General features: G+C 63.7%; 17 protein-coding genes. 10 read left to right on the top strand and 7 right to left on the bottom strand.

The window, feature by feature from the left end; genetic code table 11:
- Nucleotides 1-663: 663 nt before the first annotated feature.
- Entirely contained in the window at nucleotides 664-1068 is a 405-nt protein-coding gene (locus Pla111_RS13960) for a hypothetical protein (protein WP_146575064.1), read from the bottom strand.
- Between the two features lie 238 nt (nucleotides 1069-1306).
- On the opposite strand from Pla111_RS13960, the gene Pla111_RS13965 reads away from it, so the two are divergent.
- From Pla111_RS13965 to Pla111_RS13975, 3 genes are all read left to right on the top strand, one after another.
- The gene (locus Pla111_RS13965) at nucleotides 1307-2044 is read left to right on the top strand and encodes a hypothetical protein (RefSeq protein ID WP_146575065.1); all 738 of its coding nucleotides are present in this window, start codon (nucleotides 1307-1309) and stop codon (nucleotides 2042-2044) included.
- 29 nt (nucleotides 2045-2073) lie between these two features.
- The gene (gene hemQ / locus Pla111_RS13970; RefSeq protein ID WP_146575066.1) at nucleotides 2074-2961 is read left to right on the top strand and encodes a hydrogen peroxide-dependent heme synthase; all 888 of its coding nucleotides are present in this window, start codon (nucleotides 2074-2076) and stop codon (nucleotides 2959-2961) included.
- A 230-nt stretch (nucleotides 2962-3191) separates the two neighbouring features.
- The gene (locus Pla111_RS13975; protein WP_146575067.1) at nucleotides 3192-4883 is read left to right on the top strand and encodes a peroxidase family protein; all 1692 of its coding nucleotides are present in this window, start codon (nucleotides 3192-3194) and stop codon (nucleotides 4881-4883) included.
- On the opposite strand, the gene Pla111_RS13980 is transcribed toward Pla111_RS13975, so the two are convergent.
- Nucleotides 4789-5997, bottom strand: a complete 1209-nt coding sequence (locus Pla111_RS13980; protein ID WP_231931046.1) for an endonuclease/exonuclease/phosphatase family protein — start codon at nucleotides 5995-5997, stop codon at nucleotides 4789-4791. The two genes, Pla111_RS13975 and Pla111_RS13980, sit on opposite strands and share 95 nt — an antisense overlap.
- Nucleotides 5998-6218: 221 nt before the next feature.
- On the opposite strand from Pla111_RS13980, the gene upp reads away from it, so the two are divergent.
- The 4 genes from upp to Pla111_RS14000 all read left to right on the top strand — a co-directional run bounded on the left by upp (nucleotide 6219) and on the right by Pla111_RS14000 (nucleotide 11563).
- Nucleotides 6219-6911, top strand: coding sequence for a uracil phosphoribosyltransferase (upp, locus tag Pla111_RS13985; protein WP_231931048.1), 693 nt, complete (start codon nucleotides 6219-6221; stop codon nucleotides 6909-6911).
- Between the two features lie 43 nt (nucleotides 6912-6954).
- Nucleotides 6955-8229 (top strand): NupC/NupG family nucleoside CNT transporter, encoded by a 1275-nt coding sequence (locus Pla111_RS13990; RefSeq protein ID WP_146575069.1) that lies wholly within the window; start codon nucleotides 6955-6957, stop codon nucleotides 8227-8229.
- Nucleotides 8230-8303: 74 nt separating this feature from the next.
- Complete coding sequence (hpt, locus tag Pla111_RS13995; protein WP_146575070.1) at nucleotides 8304-8858, top strand: hypoxanthine phosphoribosyltransferase; 555 nt, start codon at nucleotides 8304-8306, stop codon at nucleotides 8856-8858.
- Between the two features lie 95 nt (nucleotides 8859-8953).
- Nucleotides 8954-11563, top strand: a complete 2610-nt coding sequence (locus Pla111_RS14000) for a class I SAM-dependent methyltransferase (RefSeq protein WP_146575071.1) — start codon at nucleotides 8954-8956, stop codon at nucleotides 11561-11563.
- A gap of 91 nt (nucleotides 11564-11654) precedes the next feature.
- On the opposite strand, the gene accC is transcribed toward Pla111_RS14000, so the two are convergent.
- The 4 genes from accC to Pla111_RS14020 all read right to left on the bottom strand — a co-directional run bounded on the left by accC (nucleotide 11655) and on the right by Pla111_RS14020 (nucleotide 16405).
- Entirely contained in the window at nucleotides 11655-12998 is a 1344-nt protein-coding gene (accC, locus tag Pla111_RS14005; protein ID WP_146575072.1) for an acetyl-CoA carboxylase biotin carboxylase subunit, read from the bottom strand.
- 94 nt (nucleotides 12999-13092) lie between these two features.
- The gene (gene accB, locus Pla111_RS14010; RefSeq protein ID WP_231931050.1) at nucleotides 13093-13581 is read right to left on the bottom strand and encodes an acetyl-CoA carboxylase biotin carboxyl carrier protein; all 489 of its coding nucleotides are present in this window, start codon (nucleotides 13579-13581) and stop codon (nucleotides 13093-13095) included.
- 234 nt (nucleotides 13582-13815) lie between these two features.
- Nucleotides 13816-14931, bottom strand: coding sequence for a M24 family metallopeptidase (locus Pla111_RS14015; protein WP_146575073.1), 1116 nt, complete (start codon nucleotides 14929-14931; stop codon nucleotides 13816-13818).
- 91 nt (nucleotides 14932-15022) lie between these two features.
- Nucleotides 15023-16405 (bottom strand): PEP-CTERM sorting domain-containing protein, encoded by a 1383-nt coding sequence (locus Pla111_RS14020; RefSeq protein ID WP_146575074.1) that lies wholly within the window; start codon nucleotides 16403-16405, stop codon nucleotides 15023-15025.
- Nucleotides 16406-16718: 313 nt separating this feature from the next.
- On the opposite strand from Pla111_RS14020, the gene Pla111_RS14025 reads away from it, so the two are divergent.
- The 3 genes from Pla111_RS14025 to Pla111_RS14035 are packed head-to-tail and all read left to right on the top strand — an operon-like array spanning nucleotide 16719 to nucleotide 21359.
- Nucleotides 16719-18353 carry a MotA/TolQ/ExbB proton channel family protein gene (locus Pla111_RS14025; RefSeq protein ID WP_146575075.1) on the top strand — a complete coding sequence of 545 codons (1635 nt, stop codon included), beginning with the start codon at nucleotides 16719-16721 and terminating at the stop codon, nucleotides 18351-18353.
- Entirely contained in the window at nucleotides 18350-20353 is a 2004-nt protein-coding gene (locus tag Pla111_RS14030) for a hypothetical protein (RefSeq protein WP_146575076.1), read from the top strand. The genes Pla111_RS14025 and Pla111_RS14030 overlap by 4 nt, the downstream gene beginning before the upstream one ends.
- Nucleotides 20334-21359, top strand: a complete 1026-nt coding sequence (locus tag Pla111_RS14035; RefSeq protein WP_146575077.1) for a hypothetical protein — start codon at nucleotides 20334-20336, stop codon at nucleotides 21357-21359. The genes Pla111_RS14030 and Pla111_RS14035 overlap by 20 nt, the downstream gene beginning before the upstream one ends.
- Here Pla111_RS14035 and Pla111_RS14040 read toward each other — a convergent pair.
- The gene (locus Pla111_RS14040) at nucleotides 21325-21966 is read right to left on the bottom strand and encodes a signal peptidase II (RefSeq protein ID WP_231931052.1); all 642 of its coding nucleotides are present in this window, start codon (nucleotides 21964-21966) and stop codon (nucleotides 21325-21327) included. The genes Pla111_RS14035 and Pla111_RS14040 overlap by 35 nt on opposite strands.
- Nucleotides 21967-22062: the final 96 nt, after the last annotated feature.

The following is a 22062-nucleotide window of genomic DNA, read 5'->3' on the forward strand; positions in this document are numbered from 1 at the left end:
CGGTGCGGAAGCCCGCACCGGGTGCCGAGCGTATCCGTCATGAGTTCAATATGTCAAACATTTTCCGATGCTTAAGATCTCGAAAAACCTATGAGTCGCCTCAAGGTCAGCGGCTGGTGCGCGCTCCCAGCCGTCAGGCCCTTGAAGATCACGAATTCGTTGGTTAGCGGGAGACTGCTCGGAGGCATCGCTCGGTGTCACAAGGTCCGCTCTGCTTCGCAAGCACCCATGCGAAGTCTCGCGTCATGTATCCCTGTTGAAGGCTGCACCGAGACGCTACGGGCCGGGCTTTCTGTCCTGGTACCCGTCGAGCGCAACCTTTCACGGCTTGGAAACCCGAGCGAAACGCCGTAAACTAGGGCGTCGTGCGGGTTTTCGTAGCCCGTGCTGTTTGTCCACACCACTCCTTTGCTCAGCGAGCGTCGCCCCTTGGTCCCAAGCGGACAGGGGAAGCCGACCCGCTGCCCGAATGCCGAATCCGCCCTCTCGAGGCCGCCAAGACAACTGGGACGCTTTGCTTGCGGACCTTGGCACACCCGCCGCTCCGCCAGCAGCCAGCCAGCCGGCCGCTGCGCCGGCTCAGCCCGTTCCGGTTGCTCCGTCCGCTCCGGTGAGCGACGCCGTGCCGGCAGCACCGGCTGCCGCTGCCCCGCTGCCCGACGCCTATCCGAAGCCCAAGCCGAGCGCTTGGGATGTGTTGGTGGATGACTTGGGCATTGCGCCAGCAGTCAAGAACGCAGCGCCAGCAGCCAGAAACCCAGCGCCAGCAGCTGGGAACCCCGCCCCTGCGCGGGAATCCAAGCCGTCCCCCCCGACCGTCGCTTCTGCCCCGGCAAATGTTTCCTCTGCCGCTTCCGAGCCCGCCTCGAAGGCGGCTCCGAAGAGCGCGAGGGACTCTGCCGCTTCCAGCGGCAGGGGAGCGTCCGCCAAACGCTCCGCTGACAGCGACAAGTCGCCCACCGACCCGCCGACGTCGGGGGCTCCCTCGGTGAAGCCGCCGCCGAAGCGCGAGTGGGTGAAGTCCGAGGCGCTGGCAAAGAAACCACTTAGCGCGGTTGCGGAAGGCACCGCTCCGTCCCCGTCGGCTGCGCAGCCGACAGCCCCGCCGAAACCGCAACCCGCACCCGCCGTATCGAAGGCAAAAGCCCCGGCTGCTCAGGCAGCGCCGGCTGCTTCCGAATCAGAAGAGGCAAAGGGTGGCTTCGGGTTCGGGGGCTGGTTTCCGTTTGCCGGCCGGCGCTCAAAACGAGTTGCTGAAGCCGCCCTAGAGCCCGAGACGCTCGAAGAAGCCGAACTGCCAACCGATGTGTTTATTGCGTCGGAAGAGGAAACGGAGACGATCGCCGCCGATCCGAACGCGGGCGAAACCGACGAAGATCAAGACAAGCCCAAGCGCCGTCGCCGCCGCCGGGGCGGACGTCGGCGCGGAAAGCGTCGAGGCGAGGCTTCGGATGCGGGCGAAGAGGGGACCGTCACCGCAGCGGAAGAAGACCTGGAAGACGGAGCTTCGCTAGGAGACGATGAAGACGCGGCCGGTGCCGCTAGCGATGCGGACTCGGAAGACGACGAAGAAAAGAGCGAAGACGGTCGGCGGAAGCGTCGCCGACGGCCCCGTCGTCGTCGCCGCAAGTCATCGGAAGAAGGCGACACGAGCGTCGCGGCTGACGCCGACGAGGACGAAGCGTCTGACGACACCCCGACCTCATCCGGTGCTCCCTACGGACGACGTTCTGGTGCCGAGACGCTCGAAGAGGAAGACGAAGAAGACGACTTCGTCAAACCGAGCCACCACAACATCACACCTTGGGAGGAGGCGATCGGTGTTCTGGTCGATGCCAACATCGTGGCACGCCCCGACCGCCGGAAGCTGGGCAACGATTTTAGCCGCGGAGGCCGCGGAGGCCGTGGTTCGCGTGGCGGAAGCAGCAACAGCAGCGGAAACGCAAACAGCGGCGGTGGAAACAGCGGCGGTGGAAACAGTGGCGGCCGCCGCCGCCGGTCGTCGGGCAGCGAAAACCGGCCCCGCAGCGATTCTCCCTCTTAATTGGCTCGCCCCTCGGTCCCCTGCTGTCGATGAACCGTCCGCCCGTCGCTGATCGTCCGAACCACAACGCCGCCACGCCGGCCAATCAGTCGGCCGAAGACGTGAATCCGCTTGCGCCGGACGATGGGGGATGGCATTGCAGCCATCTGTACTACTCATTTGACCGTGTGGCGCTCAACGCCATGGCGTCGGTCCAGCGCGAGGCCGTTGCCCGCGCGCTGACAGAGACGCTCGATCCCGCTGCGGCGCACGCACCGACACGCTTGCAGACGCAGATTGTCAGCGGGCATAAGGCCGATTTTGGCGTGGTGATGCTCAACGCCGACCCGCTGGTGATCGACGCGATCCATCAGCGACTTATGGCGAGCGCTGCCGGCGCGGTCCTACGCCCGGGCTACTCGTTCGTTTCGGTCACGGAGATCAGCGAGTACGTCCCCTCTGTGGAGGGGTATGGCAAGCGGCTGGTTTCCGAGGGAGATGAACAGGGTTCGCCCGCCTACAACGCGAAGCTGAAGGCCTACTCAGACCGATTGGAGGGGATGAACCGGCAGCGGCTAACGCCTGAACTGCCGCCGTACCCCGCGGTCTGCTTTTATCCGATGAATAAGAAGCGGAAAGTCGGCGAAAACTGGTTTACACTGAGCAAAGAGGAACGCAGCCGGATGATGGGCGAACACGCCCGCAGCGGTATGGCGTACGCCGGCAAGGTGAGCCAACTCATCACGGTCGGTTTGGGAATGGATGACTGGGAGTGGGGAGTCACCCTTTGGGGGGCAAACCCCAAGTATCTCAAAGACATTGTCTATGAGATGCGATTCGATGAAGCGAGTGCGCGGTACGCCGAATTCGGCCCCTTCTTAGTGGGGTACGTTGCCGACACCGCGCAACTGATCGACCACTGCCGAGTGAGACGCTAACGAAGCGATCGATTTTCTGCTGATCTAGCCGCAAACGCCCCGTTGCCAGGGGTGATCTTCCTCTTCTGTTTTGCGGCAGATCCCCAACCCTGCGGCGACGTTGTTTGTAGAAAGGGCCTCCGTTGGAGATCCCTTCAAGCAGCCATAAGGGGGAGTGCTAATTGGAAAATCGATCCGCTCGATCGAAGCCTTCACAACCTGACCAAGACACCACTGCCGAGCCCTCTCCGATGAAACTAGAGTCAGTTACACGCTGCGTGATGCTGGTTGGCATTCTCGGCTGGGGAGTCTTAGCCAAGAGTGAGTACCGCACCATTGAGGGGACGGGCAACAACCTCGTGCAAGCCTCGTGGGGGGCGGCGGGCGAAGTGCTCCAGCGGGTAGCTCCTGCCGCGTACCCCGGTGACGGGTCGGGATCAACGATCCTCTCCTCGCCGGACCGTGCCAATCCGCGAGCCATCAGCAACACGCTCTTCCCGCAGGTGACCAGCACCCCCAACGCGCGGGGGATGACGGCTGGCGTTTGGCAGTGGGGGCAGTTCCTGGATCATGATCTGAGTTTGACCCTGGCCAACAGCGCTGACCCGGCCATGATCTTCTCGCCGGCAGATCCCTATGGCATGGCGATGGTGCCGTTCAGCCGATCGCTAAGCGTGACCGACTCGAACGGAGTGCGTCAGCATGTGAACGAGATCACGAGCTACATCGACGCCTCGATGGTTTATGGATCCGATGCGGCCCGCGCGACGGCGCTGCGCGAGCACGCTGGCGGACGTTTACAGACCAGCGCGGGGGGCTTGTTGTTGCCAACCAGCAACTTGCCGGGACTCGGCACACTGGCCAACGATAACGGCGGCCTGGGAGCGACAACCTTGTTTGTCGCCGGCGATATCCGCGCGAATGAGCAAACCGGTTTGACGGCGATGCACACGCTGTTTGTACGTGAGCACAACCGCGTGGCGGGTCAGCTCTCCGCGCTGCATGCGGGGGACACCGCCTGGGATGACGAGCGTCTCTACCAGTCGGCCCGCGCGATCGTGGGAGCCCAGGTGCAGGCGATCACGTACAACGAATTCCTGCCCGCGCTGATGGGGGTCTACGCCCCCACGAGCGGTGGCTACAGCTACTCGGCGGGCGTCGATGCCTCGATCGCAACGGAATTCTCGGCCGCCTTCTTCCGCCTTGGCCACAGCATGCTCAACGAGCAGCTGCTGCTCGTGGACACCGCGGGCCAGCAAACCGGTGCGCTGACACTCGTCGAATCCTTCTTCAATCCGCAGCTGGTAATCGACTCGCCAGAAATCATTGATAAGACCCTCATGGGGTTGATGGCTCAGCAGGCGAACGAGCTGGATACACAATTAATCGATGGCGTGCGTAACTTCTTGTTTGCGCCCAGCGGCGGTGTTGGCACGGACCTGGCCTCGTTGAATATCCAACGCGGCCGCGACCATGGACTGCCCGATTACAACACGCTCCGGGTTGCGTACGGTTTGTCGCCCGCCGCCACTTTTGCCGACATCACGAGCGATGCGGCCGTGCAAGCAAGTCTCGCACTGCTCTATGGCGACGTCGACAACATCGACCCCTGGGTCGGGGCCTTGGCGGAAGAGCAATTGGCCGGAGCGAGTGTCGGCGAACTGATGGGGACCGCCCTCATCGATCAATTCACACGCCTACGCGACGGCGATCGCTTCTTCTACAGGGGCGACGCTGAATTGATATCGCTCGCTTCGACGGTCGGCGTCGATCTCGCGACGATGACGCTTACGGACGTCATTGTTTGGAACACCGCGATGGCTTACGAGGACATGCCCCCCAGCTTTTTCATGGGGACCCTTGTTCCTGAGCCTTCGGCGCTGGCTCTGATCGTGTTGGGTATGGGGTGGGGGAGTGGTCGGCGCTCGTCTCCTCGAGGCTAAGGTCGACCCATACCAGTCGGTGGTCCGAAGCCGCAGCGGCTTCGGCACCGGGCTCACCCGCCACGGGCCAAAAGACGCCCGAACCCACGACCCTCAACCCTGCCGAGGGAAGCGCGTAGTCGATCCTCAGGTTGCCGTGGCCGTCGCGACCAAAGTCGCCCGTGTCGTGCGTGGGGTCGGCTTGGTGATCCGCGTTGAGCGACGCGTTGTTCTGGCTTGCGTCGATCGCTCCCACGCTGCGGGGCCGGGGGTCCTTCGCGAGCGACGGGCTGCTCAAGAGCCGGCGGATCGCCTCGGTCTGTCCCGATCCGTCTAGCGGATCGGCGTTCAGGTCGCCCAGCACGACGAACTCGGCACCGGGCGATAAGCTCCCGCTTTGGCCGCGGTCATCGACAAAGTAGTCGGGCAGTTGACCGGCCGTGTACTCACGCACCAGCCGCACCTCGTCGGCGTTGCGGCAGCCGTTGCGATCCTCGGGCCCATCGAAGACCGGTGGCGTGGGGTGCGAGCAGATGAGGTGCAGCGCCCTGTCGTTGGGCACCCGAACCACGACGTCCCACAGACTCTTAGACGGAAGCCTGAGAGCCGCCCAGGTTGCATCGTCGTAATACGACTCTCCGCTCGGAAGCACGGGACGGCGGGCGTTGGGAAGCGTGCTCCACGGCAAACGCTGAAACGTGCGTGTGGCCTGCGTGTCGATCGGCCATCGCGAGAGCACGGCCATGCCGTACTGACCCGGGTACCTGCCATAGCCCCAGGCGTCTTCGGGGTCGGTCGTTTGTTGGTTGCGGTTGAGATCGCGGCCGCTGGGGTACCCGGTATTGACCGGTGCCTGGAAGATATGGCGGTAATCAATCGGCAGCTGTCCGGCTTGCCCCACGGCCAGATAGCGCTCGGCAAAGAGTGTTGCCGGATGCTTTTGAGAGTCCTGGTCGATCTCGCACAGCAGCAGAATGTCGGGCCGGACACGCTGGATCACCTCGGCAATCTGGCGGGCTTGCGCGTCGGTGCCCGAGGCAAGGTCCGCGGCCAGCTGTCCCGCCGCAGCGCGGTACAGGGCCACGTTGTAGGTCGCTACGCGTAGGGTGCCCTCTTCGGCGGCAGCATTCGCCACAAGGAAGCATCCGAGCGCCCCCAGAAGAAAGGGGACGGGGTGCCAAGCGTTTGATTGGGCCAACATTGGCGGTCGTTGCTGGGGGGGAAGGGGGGGATCGCGAAGCTGCTGAGATCTTAACTCTTTCGTTGGGGGGTCTGTAGCAGCTTTGCGCACGGGGGTTCGCCGGGTAGACTCCGCCGCTAGCACCGCGGTTGGGGCGGGCCTGCGGGCTTTCGCCTTTGTCCGCACAGCGAGTCAGGCAGACCCACAACGAGTCGATACCTAGTAGCGAGGTGATCGTGGCAGGCGTTTACGAAGTCCAGCACCCGCTTATCGACTGCCACCTTTCTCGCCTCCGCGAAGCTACGACCCGCCCCGAGGAATTTCGCAGCCTCGTGCGGCGCGTGGCCACCTTGCTTGCCTACGAGGCCACTAAAGACCTGGCGGTTGAGGCCACGCGGGTGACCACGCCGCTGACAGAAACCGCCGGATGCAAGCTCGCCGAGCGGATCGGACTGGTGCCCATCCTGCGGGCCGGGTTGGGCATGGTCGAGCCCGTGCTCGACCTGATCCCCTCGGCCGAGGTCTGGCATCTGGGGCTTTATCGCGACGAAGCAACCGCCGAGCCTGTGGAGTACTACAGCAAGTTGCCCCCCGGCAGGCCCGTCGATACGGCGCTGGTTGTCGATCCGATGCTCGCGACCGGTGGCTCGGTTATGGCGGCGGTGGAGACGCTCTACGCGTGGGGCGTGCAGCGGATCAAGGTGTTGTCCGTGCTTGCCGCACAGCAGGGGATCGACGACTTCGCGGCGCGATTCCCCGATGTGCAGATCTTTGTCTGCCGGATCGATCCCGAGTTGAACGCGAATAAGTTCATCGTTCCGGGATTGGGGGACGCCGGCGACCGGATCTTTAACACCCCGCAGCGCTAAGGCGCTACGCCGCTCACCTTTTTATCCGTCTCAGGACTGGTTCATGGAACGCTTCACAAGCCTGCTCGGGATTGCGGTCATTATCGGCCTGGCCTGGCTGATGAGTTCGCATAAGAAGCGGTTCCCGGTGCGGATCGTCGTGTGTGGGCTGTTGCTGCAGTTCGCGTTTGCGGTGCTGATCCTCCGCACGCCTTTCGGGGCAAGTGTCTTTGCGCTGGTGGATCAGGTGTTTGTTTCGCTGCTGAACTGCGTTGACTCGGGTGCCGAGTTCCTGTTCGGTTCAAGCTTCAAGGACCACTTCTTTGCGTTTCGCGTGTTGCCGACGATCATCTTCTTCTCGGCATTTATGTCGATCTTCTACTACTTCGGTGTGATTCAGAAGGTCGTCGGCGCGCTCGCAATTGTAATGCAGAAGACGCTCGGCACGAGCGGCGCGGAAACGCTTTCTTCCGCCGCCAACATCTTTGTTGGTCAGACCGAGGCACCGCTCGTTATCCGGCCCTACATCAGCACCATGACCCGCTCGGAACTGAACGCGGTCATGGTGGGCGGCTTCGCCACTATGGCGGGGGGGGTGTTGGGGGCTCTTTCGGCCATGGGCATTAACGCGGGCGACCTGCTCTCGGCCTCCGTCATTTCGGCACCCGGTGCGCTGCTACTGGCGAAAGTTATGCAGCCCGAAGTCGATACCCCCCGCACGCTCGGCCACGTGGGGGTAGACGTGGATGATGACAGCGTCAACGTTCTGGAAGCGATTGCCAACGGCACGACGGGCGGTCTGCAACTGGCCCTCAACGTGGGAGCCATGCTCATCGTTTTCTTGGCGCTTATCGCGGTCGTCAACGCGCTGTTGGGTCTCGCAGGAGAGGGCTACTGGTGGGCCGCCGAGCGGATGGGGCAAGCCGTCCCCGACAGCACCACCGCCTGGACACTGGAAGGCATCCTCGGCGGGCTCTTCGCCCCCATGGCCTGGCTGATCGGCATCGAGTCGGGCGACTGTCGCGCCGCGGGGCAGCTGATGGGACTGAAGATGGCCACCAACGAATTTGTTGCTTACGGACGGCTGGCCGAATTGAGCGTTGCTGGCACCGACGGCATCGCTGCCGGGGCCGAAGCGATCAGCGCCCGCACCCGCCAGATCATGACTTACGCCCTGTGCGGCTTCGCGAACTTCAGTTCGATCGGTATCCAACTGGGGGGGATCGGCGGCATTGCTCCCGAACGCCGTGCCGACTTGGCGACGCTCGGATTAAGGGCGATGATTGGGGGCACGCTCGCGGCGTTCATGACCGCATGTATCGCCGGCCTGCTCATCTGAAAGCAGCGGCGCGGTGATCGCCCCTCCCGCACGCCTCTCTCTGTTCTATCCTCCACGCGCGACACTTCCCGATCATGAAGATCCTCTACTCAGAAGAAGCACTGCGGGCCGGCGTCGAGAAGATGGCGGGTGAGATCCGTACCACCTACGGCGAGACCCCGCTGACGATAGTCAGCGTGCTCACCGGCAGCATCGTGTTGCTCGCGGATTTGATCCGACGACTCGAGATGCCGATCCGCGTGGGTGTGATCGAGGCCAGCAGCTACGGCGGAGCCACGACCACTCGCGGCGAGCTCACGATCAATGCTGAGCTGCTGCTCGACATCGAGGGGCGCGACGTGCTGCTGGTGGATGACATCTTTGATACCGGTCACACCCTCGTACGGGTGCTGGACAAGATGCGCGAGCTGCAGCCCAAGTCGCTCCGCTCGGCGGTGCTGCTCCGTAAGCACGGTCGCCAGGAAGTGGACGCGCTGCCCGACTTTGTCGCGTTCGATATCCCCGACGAGTTTGTCGTCGGCTATGGCCTGGATTACGACGACCATTACCGCAATCTGCCTTACCTGGCGGTGATGGAAGACGCCGATCTTGAGCAGCATCCTAAGCTGACAGCCAAGCAGGGCGTTTGACGCGGGCTCGCCGCCCCGCTGCCCGGGGAGAGCCGTGCATCTCGTCTGGCTGGAAGCTGGGGGATCTAGTAAGGTTCTGGCTGGTTGGATAACTCTTGCGAAGTCGCCTATTTGGCGTCACCAAGACCGCGTTGCCAGAAGGATCTGCGATGGACTACCGGGCTACTTATGACGAGTACTGGAATCGTGAGGATCGCCAGGGGGAGAGTTCCTTCGGGTGCGTTTCCACCGTCGCCGAAGAAATACAGCGGTGCGTAGGTGTCGGTTCGATCGTCGATATTGGTTGCGGCCACGGCCACCTGGTCCGCGAATTGAATCAGCGGGGATTCGACGCCCGGGGAGTGGATGTCTCGAACGTGGCGGTTGACGCAGCCAACGCCACGAGCCCCGGGCGCTTCCAGTTCGGCAGCATTCTCGATTTGCCGCTCGAAGATGCGTCGTTTGACTGCGTGGTGAGCACGGATTGTTTCGAGCATCTCGAGCAGGCCGATGTGCCGCGCGCCCTCGCGGAACTGTGGCGGGTTGCGCGGCAGGATGTTTACCTGCGGATTGCTTTGAAGGAGGATCGCGATGATCGTTGGCATCTAACGGTGAAGGATCGCGAATGGTGGGAAACCTGTTGCTACGAAGCAGGGTTTCGCAAGCACCCGCGTTACTTTCTGGCGAGCCCCTTTGGCTGCTTGGATCAGCAAACGGATCATTGCACGATTGTCCTTAGCAAGATCAAGGACAAAGCGCTCGAGCGCTATCCGTTGGCAGCGCTGCTCGCGGAGCGTCAGCTGCACACGGACATGAGTCGCGAAGCGGGGCGCCGCTCCGACGCGCATAACATGCGGTACTTCGAGGCGGCGCGGCGCGTGCGGCCTGGTGATCGCGTGCTGGACATCGCCTGCGGTCTGGGCTACGGCGCGACGCAGATCACGCACAACTCGCGCTGCGCGTCTTATCTGGGGATAGATAACAGTGACTATGCGATTGACTACGCGCAGGCATCTTTCGGTGATGAAGCCGCGGCCATTCGCTTCGAAAAAGGGTCGTTGCCCGAGTGCTTAGCGGCCCGAGAAGCAGACTCGTTTGACTTCATCGCGAGCTTTGAAACACTCGAGCATCTGCAAGACCCCGCCGGCTTCTTGCGTGAGTGCCGTCGGTTGCTGACCCCCGGCGGTCGGCTGATGCTCAGCGTTCCCAACGATTGGACGGAAGCAGACGGCAAGGATCCCAACCCGCATCACTTCCACGTTTACACCTGGAATCGCATTCTCCAGGAGCTGCGCGAAGAAGGCTTTCTGATCGAGCAAACCGTCGCCGAAACCGTCAGTCGCCGCAAAGAAGACGGCGCGTGGGCGACGCATGGTTACGAATGGCGCGAGCATGAGGTCCGGTCGGTGGAAACCGCTGCGGGCGAGTGGTGCATCTTGCTGGCCATGAAAAGCCCCTTTGAAAACACCAAGGCGGCGTTCACGAATTCGGCCTTCGCCGAGGCGGTAGGGCAGTCGTCGAACGTCATGGATTTTTCCAATCAGTATGAGAATCCGTGGCTGGTGCGGAGCCTCATTACGCGGGGTTTGCGCACCGAGCGCGCCGCGTTGCAGCACGAGCTAGCCGACGAAGTCCTCGGCCGATCGCAGCGCTCCGCCGACCGGGGGGCCGCGCTGTGCGTAAAGGCCTACGTGCAGCTGGGGGGGGAGTCAGCTTGGTCGGAGAGCGAGCCCGTGGTCGAAGCGTGCGAACGGTATGCCGGCTCGGTGGATGTCGGGGCAGGACCGCCCATTGAGGTCCGCTGGGCGGTTTCGCTTGCTTACGCCGGCGGGCTGCTCGCGATGCGATCCGGCCAGCGTGACCGCGCAAAGCGCTTGCTCCAGCAAGCCGTTGACTTGCCCTTCATGCGCTACTCACCTGTCTTGGGGACCAAGACGGTTGGTGCGGCGCTGCTGCTGGCCCGGCTGGCGGTGGCCGATCGTTTGAACGACGAAGCGCGAACGTGGTTTCGCCGGGGGCTTGAGCTCAGTCAGCAAGCGGTTACCGCCGATTGGTCGGCAAACTATGGTGATCTCGCCCGCCAGCCGTTGCCGTTGTTCAAAGAGCTAGCGGAGGTGCTGGAACTCGGTGGCCAGTGCGCCGCCGGACTAGCGCTGCTAGAAATCGACATGCCGGCTCCCGTTTTTTGGGAGCAAATCGGAGCGAGCAAGTCAGCCGAAGTGGAGCGGCTAACCAGCGAGATTACGAGCCTCAACGAGCAATCGCAAAAAGCCGGTGAGGTGCTTGCCTGGCATCAGCAACAACTGAGCACCTGGCACGGCGCGTACGAGCATTGGCGGGCCCAGGCCGAACATTGGCAAGGAGTTGCCGAGAGTCCTCACCCATCGTTGCAACACTGGAACGATCAGGCAGCCCTGTGGCGCGACCTTGTTGAGCAATCGAAAATCGAGATCGATCAGCTCCGCGGCATGCTAGAGCAGCAGCAAGCGTCGCAGCAGCACTGGAACGCCCAGGCCGCTTTATGGCGTGATCTGGTCGAGAAGGCGTACGCCGAGAACGAGCACTTGCGTGCCGAAGCTGACCGCCCGCGCGGAACGCTGGGCCACCTGAAGCAGAGCCTGCGCAGGCGAGTTGATAGCGCGCGGGCAAAGTGGATGCGTCGTCCCCATCGGCTGGATTCAACGAAGGCCAAGGCTTCCGAGGAAGCGACGCTTCACAAGGAGTAGCGAGTTGCGCTGCTCCACGCTTGCTCGGGAGTTTCTGCCGGCGCTGCGCTTTGTGGGGCGCGTTATCGGACCACCAGCAAGACGCTTCGTTTTAGTTCGTAAACGTCCGCTCGACGAACTTCGTATCGATCCGCGCCTCGTGGAAAGCCGTATGGCTGAGGATCTCTTGATGGAGCGGCTTGGTGGTCTTGATGCCGTCGACTTTCAGCTCCTGCAACGCCCGGAGCATCACGGCGATCGCCTCTTCACGCGTCGGTTGGTGGACGAGCAGCTTGCCGATCATCGAGTCGTAGTGCGGCGGCACGACATAGCCGCTATGCGCGTGAGAATCGAACCGCACACCGAAGCCACCGGGAACAATGAGCCGTTCGATCCGTCCGGGCGAAGGACGGAAGTTTTGTGACGGGTCTTCGGCGTTGATACGGCATTCGATCGCGTGGCCGCGTGGCTGAATGTCGTCCTGGGTAAACCAGAGCGGCTCGCCCGCCGCGATGCGGATCTGGGCCTTGATCAGATCGACGCCCGAGATGAGCTCGCTGACCGGGTGCTCGACCTGAATGCGGGCGTTGACCTCGATAAAGTAGAAGTTGTTCGAGCCATCAACGATGAACTCAACCGTTGCGGCGTTGGTGTAGTTGGCGTGCTTGATCAAACGGACCGCGGCCTCGCACATGGCGGCGCGTGTCTCGGGCGAGACGTTAGGGCTGGGGCTCTCTTCGATGAGCTTCTGGTGGCGCCGTTGAGTGGAACAATCGCGCTCGTAGAGATGCACAACGTTGCCGTGCAAGTCGGCGAGCACCTGAACCTCAACGTGGCGTGGGTTCTCGACGTATTTTTCGAGATAGACGGCACCGTTACCGAAGGCGGCTTCGGCCTCGGCCCGGGCCTGCTGCAAAGCGGACTTGAGCGATAGATCGTTCGAGGCGACACGCATGCCACGCCCCCCGCCGCCGGCCGTCGCCTTGATCAGCACGGGGAAGCCCACTTCGTGGGCGAAGCGGATCGCTTCGTTCTCGTCGGTGATGCACCCGTCGCTGCCAGGAACCACCGGCACGTTGGCAGCGCGGGCGATTTCGCGCGCGGCGTTCTTGTCGCCGAGCTTAGCCATCGCCTCGGGACTGGGCCCGATGAAATCGATGTTGCAGCTGCGGCAGACCTCGTTGAAGTGAGCGTTCTCGGAGAGGAAACCGTAGCCCGGGTGGATCGCCTCAACGTTGCCGACTTCAGCGGCGCTGATGACGTTGGCGATCTTCAGGTAGCTGTCGGCCGCCTTGGCGGGGCCAACGCAATACGCCGCGTCGGCCAGTTCGAGGTAATTGGCACCGCGGTCCCCCTCGCTGTAGATGGCGACCACGCCGACACCCATCTCGCGGCAAGCGCGGATCACACGCAGGGCGATCTCGCCGCGGTTGGCAATCAGAATCCGCTGGTACATGACGCTACGCCTTCAGTTCCCTGGCCAACGCCTGCACGGCGTCGGTTGACACGAGCCCGGCGCGCTCGCCGAGGCTAACGAACCACGCTTGCGATTATTCGATGCGGAACAATGGCTGGCCGTACTCGACCGTTGCCCCGCTCTCGACCAGCACGGCGACTATCTTGCCGCTGCATTCAGCGGGGATCTCGTTGAAGACCTTCATCGCCTCGATGATGCAGATCGTGGAGTCAGTCCCGACCTGATCACCCACTTTGACAAAGGGCGCTGCATCGGGGTTTGCCGAGGCGTAGAAGGTGCCCACCATCGGGCTGGGGATAACCTTACCGGCGGGCTCGGCGGCGGCGGGGGCGGCGGCCGAGACCGGAGTGGCCTGGGTGGGGGTGACCGGAGCGACGGGTGCCGGTGCAGCCGGGATCGCCGCCAGCACCTCGGTCTCGGGGCCACGCCGCAAGCGGATCCGTTGCTCTCCCTGCCGAAGATCGACCTCCGCCAGCTCGTGCTCGTTCATCAGCTCCACGAGGCGTCGAACCCGACGCACGTCGAACACATCGTTACCACTATTTGTCTTGTCGTTTTCCACTGCGTGTTTTCTCTGCGGTTGCTGGGGGCGGGGCGGGTCGGCGTAAAGCGGCTCCGCAGCGTGGCGGTAGCAACGCGGTGAAGCAACGACGGCAGCGCCCCCAGGGACTACAAACCAAGCGGAGAGTTTAGTTCGGTCGGGACGGTAGAACTACCCCGCACGTTTCCCCCGGTTTCGCTAAACCGCCGCTTTTGAGGGACATCTTGCTGGGGCTAGGGGCACCTGCCTAGGGCTTCAGAGGCAGGCATCCGCCAGCTCTTTCGGCACGTTCGAGAGCACTTCGTGGCCGGCTGGGGTCACGAGGATGTCGTCTTCGATCCGCACGCCGCCCCAGCCTGGCAAGTAGATGCCTGGCTCGACCGTGACAACCATCCCGGGACGCAGTTCAGTCGGTTGCTTACGGCTCAGGCGGGGGGCTTCGTGCACTTCGAGTCCAAGGCCATGACCTGTTCCGTGGCCGAATTTAGGGCCGTAGCCCGCCTTGGTGATCACGTCGCGGGCGGCCGCATCGACCGCTTCGCAGGTCACTCCGGGCCGGATGGCGTCGATCGCCGCAAGTTGGGCTCGCAGGACGGTTTGGTAGACCTCGGTGAAGCGCTTGCCGGGCTTCTGGGTGACCACCATCCGTGTGAGGTCGCTCGCGTAAAGCCCCGTGTACACTCCCCAGTCGATCAACGTGAAGGGGTGGTCGCCGACAACGGCGTCGGTTGGGCGGGCATGGGGCAGGGCGGCGTTCGGTCCGGCGGCAATGATCGCCGTGAAGCTCAACCGCTGCGCCCCGACCCGCCGGGCAAAGTACTCCAGGTCGCGGGCGATCTCGCGTTCGGTCATCCGTGGCGACCAACCGGCCCGAACCATTTCGTAAGCGCGTCGGGCATGGTCGCAAGCGATGCGTATCGATTCGACCTCGCTGTTGTCCTTAATGACTCGCAGCCCCTCAACCAGGCCTGGTGCCGGTTCGATCACCAAGTCAGGCAGGCTTGCCAGCAGCTTGGCGTGGTCACCCACGCACAGCGAGTCGGCCTCGACACCGAGGCGCTCGACGCCGGTCTTTCGCACCAGCTCGACGATCGTCGGCCACATCAACTCTCCTGGCTCGCGAACCTTAAGCGGTAGGTCAGGGCACTCGCCTTCGAGCTGGGTGGTGTAGCGCGGGTCGGTCACCAGCAGAGGGCCGTCGCCGGTCACCAGCAGATAGCTATCATCTCCGGTGAAGCCGGTCAGATAGGTGACGTTCGTGAAGTCGGTTACGAGCAGGGCATCGAGCCGATGTGCGGCGAGCCCTTTGCGGAGCTTTGCGATGCGGCCGCCGTGCGGTGCGGCGAGCGAGACAGACTTCTTCTTGGCCATCGAGAGGGTAGGGGGGCGGAGGCTGGCATCGGAGCGGCAGAACCGGCCCGTTCATTATCATGCCGTTGGGCCCGTCACCTCAAGCCGCCAATCAGCGGCGACGCCGCGCACTGGCCAAGCCTAGCAGCAAGCAGGTCAGCCCCACGCTGGTGGGCTCGGGAATCGCTCCGGCACCCACAAGCGCCGCGAAGGCTTCGACGGAAACGGTCCCCCCGGCACCCTGGCGCCAGAGGACAAAGTCGCCGATGTCGGTGATGCCGTCTTGGTTGAGATCGCCGCGCTTCCAGGCCTGAACGCCGGTCGCGCTGTGTGTCGTGAGCCAGTTGTTCACGAGATTGGCGAGGTCGCCCGTCGCACCGCCGCTATTGACCTCGCCGCTAACGACGCCATCCAGGTTGGTGTCTCCCATTACGGAGTACTGCTGCGAGTTGCGGAGCAAGTCGATCTGGTTGTAATAGTGCGAGTTAGACAGATCACTAAAACCGGTGTGCTGGCCAAACATGGGAACCGTGCCCGCGGTCGGCTGGCCATCCAGCAGGTAGATGCCGTGGAACACCCCGAGCAAAGTCCATTCTCCGAGCCCATTCTTGACAAAGATGGGGCCGCCCGAGTCGCCCCCCGAGCCTTGGAATTCGTCGGCCGTGGCAGAAGGCTCGACAACGTTGCCGCTGTCATTGAACGCTTGGTCGAAGCGCGAGACCAACCCGATGGTGTCGTTAAGACCGGGCACGGAGATCACGGCGTTAAGCCCGTTGTCGGTCAGTCCCGTAACGCCTGCGGGGTTATCGATACGGTTCGTGCCCCAGGCTTTCTCGCGGACCGATCCCCCGGTTGGAAGCTGTTCGAAAAAGTAGCCGCGATAGGGTGCCGCTGCGTCGCTGGTGAGCTGAAACGAGGAGTTGAAGCGAAAGTGACCATTCGGCTGCGAGGGATGGACGCGCCGCCGATTACCCGCGGCGATCGCGGTGATCTGGGTTCCTAACGTGGGGGTTTGCGTCGCGATCTGGATCGATTGCACATTGGGATCCATCTCTTCCGGTGTTAGGCCGGTAGTCGAATGGGTCTGGATCCGGAACAGCTTCAGGTCGGACTGAGAGCTGAGCGCTGTGCCCAGAAAGCTGCTTGGGTTGCTGAGAATGACTTCCGTACCGGGCACCGGTTCATAGGTGCCGCTGGGGAGAATGATCGACCCCGTGCTTACATGCCGAGCGGTGAGTACCCACTGATCTCCGAGGTAGATCGCCGAGCGTCCGCCGCCGGAGTTAGCCCAGCCCGGATCGTCTGCAGGGGCGGTGGTGTTGACACTTGAAGGGGTCACGGTGGACGAGCCACCAACCCCCGGCTGAGCCCATGTGCCCAGCACCAGTGCCTGCCCCTCGACAGCAAACGAAAGCAGCGCTAGCGTCGCGAGAGCCAACGAGGCGTGACGGACGACGAAAGAATCTCGCCGCGTAGCGTGGTAGCGAGTCGGCATCCGACCTGCTCCAGATAAGGGGAAGGGCTTCTCGCTCTGTTCCGCAGAGACCCCTTCAGAATAGCCGCAACCTGGGCCCTCGCCTAGCTTTTTGATCCTCTCCGTGCGGGGATTGCTGCGGGAGCAAGGCAAGCGTGCGCTCCGCTTAGGTAAGCTTTTGGGGTCGGAATGGTTCAACGCAATGTGACGATTGATCCGATGAAGCTCCTAAGGATGCGCGGTTGCCCGGTTTGTGGGTGACTGCGCCGCTAGCGGGCCGTCGCGTCCGGCGGTCCCCCTGAGCGTACGACCATTCAAGTGAGCGGGTCTCGGCATGTCACAAGTCACGGGTCTAGCGAACTGGTTTCTGAGGCTCCCGCTGGTGTGGGCGTCGCTGGCAACGCTGGCGTTCTACGCGGCGATTACCTCCGGCTGGATCGGTTCGCCGCTTATTGAACGGTACTTTGCCGCCCACCCGGTCGAATGGGTCTCAACGCTTCTGTTTGCCCTTGGTGCCGCGGCGCTAACAATCCGCTTTGGCGGTCTGGTCGGGCAATATGGGGTTCTGGAATCGGTTCCGCTGGGCGATCGCCCCGCCGCCGGTCAGCCGGTGAGCGAGGCCGCGACGCTTCTCGCCCGGCTTGATCGCATGCCGATCCATCTGCGGGGCACGTATCTCGTCCGGCGCCTGCGTGATGCCTTGGCTTACGTCAACGATGTGGGCACGGCCGATTCGCTCGAGGATCAACTCGATCGGCTCAACGAGACGGCACGTGAGCAGATGAATGCCGGCTACGCTGCCCCGCGGCTGATGCGGGCCACGCTGCCGATCGTCGGCATGTTGGGCACGGTCATAGGCATCACCATGGCCATCGGCCAGCTATCGCCCGAGGCGCTTGAGCAGTCGCTCACGTCGGTGATGGGGTCCTTGAGTATCGCCTTCGATACCACCGCGCAGGCCATGTCGCTCATGCTCGCGTTGTGGTTTGTGCAGTTTGGTGTCGAGCGCCTTGAAGAGCGGCTCTTGGATCGTGTGCACGATGAAACGAGCAAGGCGTTGCTCGGTCGATTCCATCAATACGGAGCCGCTAACGATCCGAATGTTGCGTCGATCCGGCGGATGGGCGAACAGGTTATTTCCGCGGTCGATCACCTCACCGCGCAGCAGGCAGAAACCTGGCGCATGGCAATCGACGCCACGCAATCGCGTTGGTCAGATACCATGGCCGCCGCGGGCGAGCTGATGGTCAACACGCTCCGGCAGGGGCTTACCGAGAATCTGCGGCTGCACGGCGAGGGGATCACCAGCAAGATCGAGCAGCAGCTGGCGCAGATCGGTCAGAGCGTTTCGGATCAGACCGCTGCGATCGATACCGCCACGCGTGTCCGGATCGAGAAGCTCACCGACATCGAGTCGCAACACACGGCCCGGCTTACCGCCGCCGACAAGCAGCACACCGATCGCCTGGCCGAGGGTGCCGATCGTTTGCTGGGCAACCTGCGCGAGGGGCTCGAGCGGATGGCCGAGCTGCTGGTCGAGGCCTTGCAACGGCACGGAGAGGTCCTCACCGAAGCTGAGGGCGAGCTCGCTAGCGAGAACCGCCGGCATCTGTCCGAGGTGGAAGCCGCCTTGGGCGAATCGATGGTTGTGGCCGCGGATCGCCAGGAAAAACTCATCCGTCAGAGCGAGCGCTTGCTCAAAGACATGCAAGAGTCGCTCGTGGCGGCCGCCGGTGCCACTGTGCAGCACCAAGAGCAACTCGTCAAACAGGGCGAAGTGCTGCTCCGCGTGGTGGAGTCGACCGGTCAGGTGCGCCAGCTGGAAGAGTCGCTCAACCGCAACCTCGCCACGTTGGGCCGTACCCACAACTTTGAAGAGACGCTCATGAGCCTCTCGGCAGCCATTCAGCTGCTGAGCGTTCGTGCGGGCGTCTTGGACTCCAAGGCCCCCAAGAGCCACGCGGCATGAAACGCTCGCCGCGAAAGCAGGCCGAATCAGCGTTCTCGCTTTTTCCTTTCCTCGCGGTGCTGTTATGCACCGTGGGGGCGCTCGTTGTGCTATTGGTAGCGATGGCGCATGTGTCGCGGGGGAAGGCGAAGGACGCCGCTGCTGTCGCCGCAGCCGCGGTCGATCGAGCGCAGGACGATGCACAGGCTCAGCGAGCCGAGGCGTTGCGCCGCGAGATGGAGCGCCAAGCCCAGCAGATTACTGGCGCGCGAGACGCCGCCTCAGCGCGCTTGGCCGCCGAGCAAGAACGCCTGGCCGCGCTGGACGACACGATCCGTCGCCTCGAGGACGAGGCGGAACGGCTCCGAGACGAAGCCCGTGAGCTGCTCTCGCTTGACAAAGAGCACTACGACGACCAGCGCGTTGCCGAGCAAGAGCTGCAACGGCTGAACGAGCTGGTCACGACGCTTGAAGAAGAGATCGAAGAGCTTGAAGCCGAAGCGGGCAATCGGCAACGACGCTACGCGATCGTTCCGCTCCGCGACGCCGTGACCGGTACCCGCCGCCCGGCGATCTACTTCGAGTGCCGTGCCGATGCCGTGATCTTGCAGCCCGAGGGGATCCGCTTCGAGCGTGCGGACTTTATTGCCCCCACTGTCAGCAGTCCTTTGGGGGCCGCGGTCGCTGCCGTGCGTCAGTACTACCGCGACAGCCCGGGTGCCTATGCCGCGGGCGAGTCGGGTGATCCCTATCCGCTCTTTATCATCCGCCCCGATGGCGTGCCGGCGTTCAAGGATGCCGAACCTGTGCTCGCGCGACGTGACAGTGACTACGGTTATCAGCCGATTGCCGCCGATTGGCCGATGGAGTACGACGCTCCCAATCCCGAACTCGCCGAGCGAGTCGAGCGGGCGATCGCGATCGCCCGCTCCGAGCGGGCTGACATGTCACTTGCCGCCCCGCAGCTTTTCGCGCCGCGACCCCAATCGTGGGCTTGGAACACCGAAGACGTTGAGATCGACGAGTTCGCGATCGGTCGCGGTCGGCCGATCCGCGGCGGCTCGGGTGGCAGTTCCAATCCGTTTGCTGCGATCGCCGGGGCCTATCCTGCCAGCGGATCGTCTGGCGCGGGGCAAGTGAGCGGTAGCCCGGCGCTCGGCTCAGCGGCCGGCAACGCGGCCCCCTCGCAGGGTTCCGCAGGGGAGGGGAGTCTGCCGAGTGGCCTGGGCACGACCAGCTCGGCCGCGAGCCGCTTGGGCCAAGGAGGAGGATCGAATCCTCAGCAAGCCGGCGGTTTGGGCGGTTCGGCTTCTGACACGCAAACGCCAGGCGAGCAAACCTTTGCGGGGCAGACTTCTCAAACCATCAGCCCGAACACTAGCGGGGCAACCGGTTCCAACGCCGCGATGAGCGCTGATGGATCAGCGAGCGATCAGGGGCCGTCGTTCGCAGCCGCTGAGGGGGCGTCGAGTGCCAGCGGTAGCCCGACAGCGGGTGCTTCCGCAAGCAGCGCCTCGGGTGCCGATGCGGGTTCCGCATCGCCCTTCGGTGAGCCCGCCTCATCGTCAGCGGCGCAGCCACCAACGCCGACGCTAAACATTGCCGCTCAGCCACCGGGCAAGCCGGGGAGTGTGGCGCGCAACCAACCGACCACACCGGGCATGGCGGTGGTTCGTTCGATCCAGATGGTCGTTCGTCCTGATGCCATCGTGATCTTGCCCGATCGCGGCCAGTCGAGCGCCAGTCTGTCGCCGTCTGCGCAAGGGGTAGAGACGCCGCTCAGAGGGCCGGTTTCGGCGCAGGCCGGCGATGTTTTCGGGGCGCTGAAACGGCACGCCGACACGTGGGGCATCGCCGGCCAGGGGATGCATTGGAAGCCGCGGGTGCAATTGATCGTTGCGCCCGGCGCCGAAGGCCGCGCCTCAGAGATCACCGACTTGCTGCGTGGTGCGGGCGTGGGCGTGCAAGCCCCAACGCGACTCTCACAAGGGGAGGCACCCGATGCGACGCCAAGACGATAACGTCGAAGAGATGCCCGGCGGCGACTCGTTCTTGGACGTGATCGCCAATATCGTTGGCATCCTTGTGCTGCTGGTGGTGGTGGTCGGAGTGCGCGCCGCACGCGACGTTGCCCCCGCCCCGCCCGCGGCAGAGCCGATCGACATCGTGGCCATCGAAGGGCAAGCCCGCGCCGCCGAGCAAGCCGCGATCAAGGCCGCTCGCGACACAACCCGTTTGATCGAACAAGCCGCGCTCGCGGACATCGAGTCGGAACGTCGCGAGCAGATCCGCGCGACGATCGCGCTGTACAACGCGGAGCTGAAGGCCGAACTCGATGAAGAACGCGGCCAGCTCGACGAAAACACGCAGCGGACGCTCGCCACACGCAACCAATTGGTCGCCGCCCGCCAAAAGCTAGACGACGCAACCCGCCGACAGGTGAGCCTCATCAATGCGGCGGTCGCCGTACCGACCGAGGTGATCGGTGTCAATCCAACGCCGATCGTCAGCTCGCGCGTCGAGGAACAGGTGCGGCTGATTCTGCGTAACGGGCGCGTGACGATCATCCCCATGGATGATTTCAAAAGCGCGATCGGGCAGCTGCTCGCCAGCATCAACAAGTCGCTCGAAGCGGCACCGGGCGAGCCGGTGTACTACGAGCGTGTGGTCGGACCTTTTGAAGGGTTCTCGATGCGGCTGCTGGCCCGTCAACGTGTGGTATCGACCTCACAAGGGACCGGCTACGGATCCGAGTTCGTTCAAGGGCGCATCGAAGAGAACGCGCAAACACTCTACGAGCCGGTGGAGATCGCGATGGAAGACGGCAGTCGGTTGCTCACGCTGCTGAGCGGAATCCGCCCCGATCGCACGGTGGTCACCGTTCACGCGTTTCCCGATAGCTTTGAAGAAACTCCCAACCTGAAGGCCGCGCTCGAGCAGCGTGGCTATCGGGTGGCGGTCACTCCGCAAACGCAGGGCCGGCCGATCGGCTTTAGTTCGGGAGGTCGGGAGACGGTTCTTCAGTAAGCGCGTCAGAACCTCGGGAGGGGGAGGCGGGCGATGCCGGTTCGAGCCACGCCCGCAGGAACAGCGCCGCGGCGCCGACAACCAGCAGCGAGTCGGCGATATTGAAGTTGGGCCAACGCCACGCGTCGCCCAGCTGCAGCAGGATCCAGTCGCGGACGGCGTAAACCGGCTCGCCGGCACGCGGGTCGGCAGGTCCCCACCGCAAGCCCGATAGCCCGAGGCGATCGTACAGGTTGCCCAGCACGCCCCCCATCACCGTGCCGAGCGTGATCGTGAGCCACCAATCGTTCGCCGCCCGAAACGCGAACAGCCAGACGGGGATGGCAAGGGCCGCGGCAAGGCTCAGTGCAGCGAACAGGCTCACCGCCCCCTGACCGATGCCGAACAGCGCTCCCTCGTTCAGGCTGGTTTGCAGGCCGACATAGTCGGGGATCAGCCAGTAGATATGCCCCAACCCGCCGGGCCATGAGAACAGCCACGCCTTGGTCAGCAGATCGGCAGCCAGACCGGCTACGGTCAGCACGCCGAACGCCAAGTAGCGCGATAGCGGGGGCCCGCCGGAAGTGGCCGCGACGGGTGAATTCGCTAGGTGGGGGGCGTTACTCACAGGGTCCATCCTGTCACAGGAAAATCGCGGCGGCCTGGGTCGTTCGTTGTCGAGACGTCCGTACCCCCCCTAAGCTGGGGGACTCTCCCCCGAAAA

It is taken from the genome of Botrimarina hoheduenensis (genome assembly GCF_007859815.1).
Taxonomy (GTDB): domain Bacteria; phylum Planctomycetota; class Planctomycetia; order Pirellulales; family Lacipirellulaceae; genus Botrimarina; species Botrimarina hoheduenensis.

Bases quoted from the DNA above. Each gene is read 5' to 3' on its own strand.
- Pla111_RS14025 (WP_146575075.1), top strand. From the start codon at position 16,719: ATGTCACAAGTCACGGGTCTAGCGAACTGGTTTCTGAGGCTCCCGCTG.
- Pla111_RS14035 (WP_146575077.1), top strand. From the start codon at position 20,334: ATGCGACGCCAAGACGATAACGTCGAAGAGATGCCCGGCGGCGACTCG.
- hpt (WP_146575070.1), top strand. From the start codon at position 8,304: ATGAAGATCCTCTACTCAGAAGAAGCACTGCGGGCCGGCGTCGAGAAG.
- Pla111_RS13990 (WP_146575069.1), top strand. From the start codon at position 6,955: ATGGAACGCTTCACAAGCCTGCTCGGGATTGCGGTCATTATCGGCCTG.
- Pla111_RS14030 (WP_146575076.1), top strand. From the start codon at position 18,350: ATGAAACGCTCGCCGCGAAAGCAGGCCGAATCAGCGTTCTCGCTTTTT.
- Pla111_RS14020 (WP_146575074.1), bottom strand. From the start codon at position 16,405: ATGCCGACTCGCTACCACGCTACGCGGCGAGATTCTTTCGTCGTCCGT.
- Pla111_RS13975 (WP_146575067.1), top strand. From the start codon at position 3,192: ATGAAACTAGAGTCAGTTACACGCTGCGTGATGCTGGTTGGCATTCTC.
- Pla111_RS14015 (WP_146575073.1), bottom strand. From the start codon at position 14,931: ATGGCCAAGAAGAAGTCTGTCTCGCTCGCCGCACCGCACGGCGGCCGC.
- hemQ (WP_146575066.1), top strand. From the start codon at position 2,074: ATGAACCGTCCGCCCGTCGCTGATCGTCCGAACCACAACGCCGCCACG.
- accC (WP_146575072.1), bottom strand. From the start codon at position 12,998: ATGTACCAGCGGATTCTGATTGCCAACCGCGGCGAGATCGCCCTGCGT.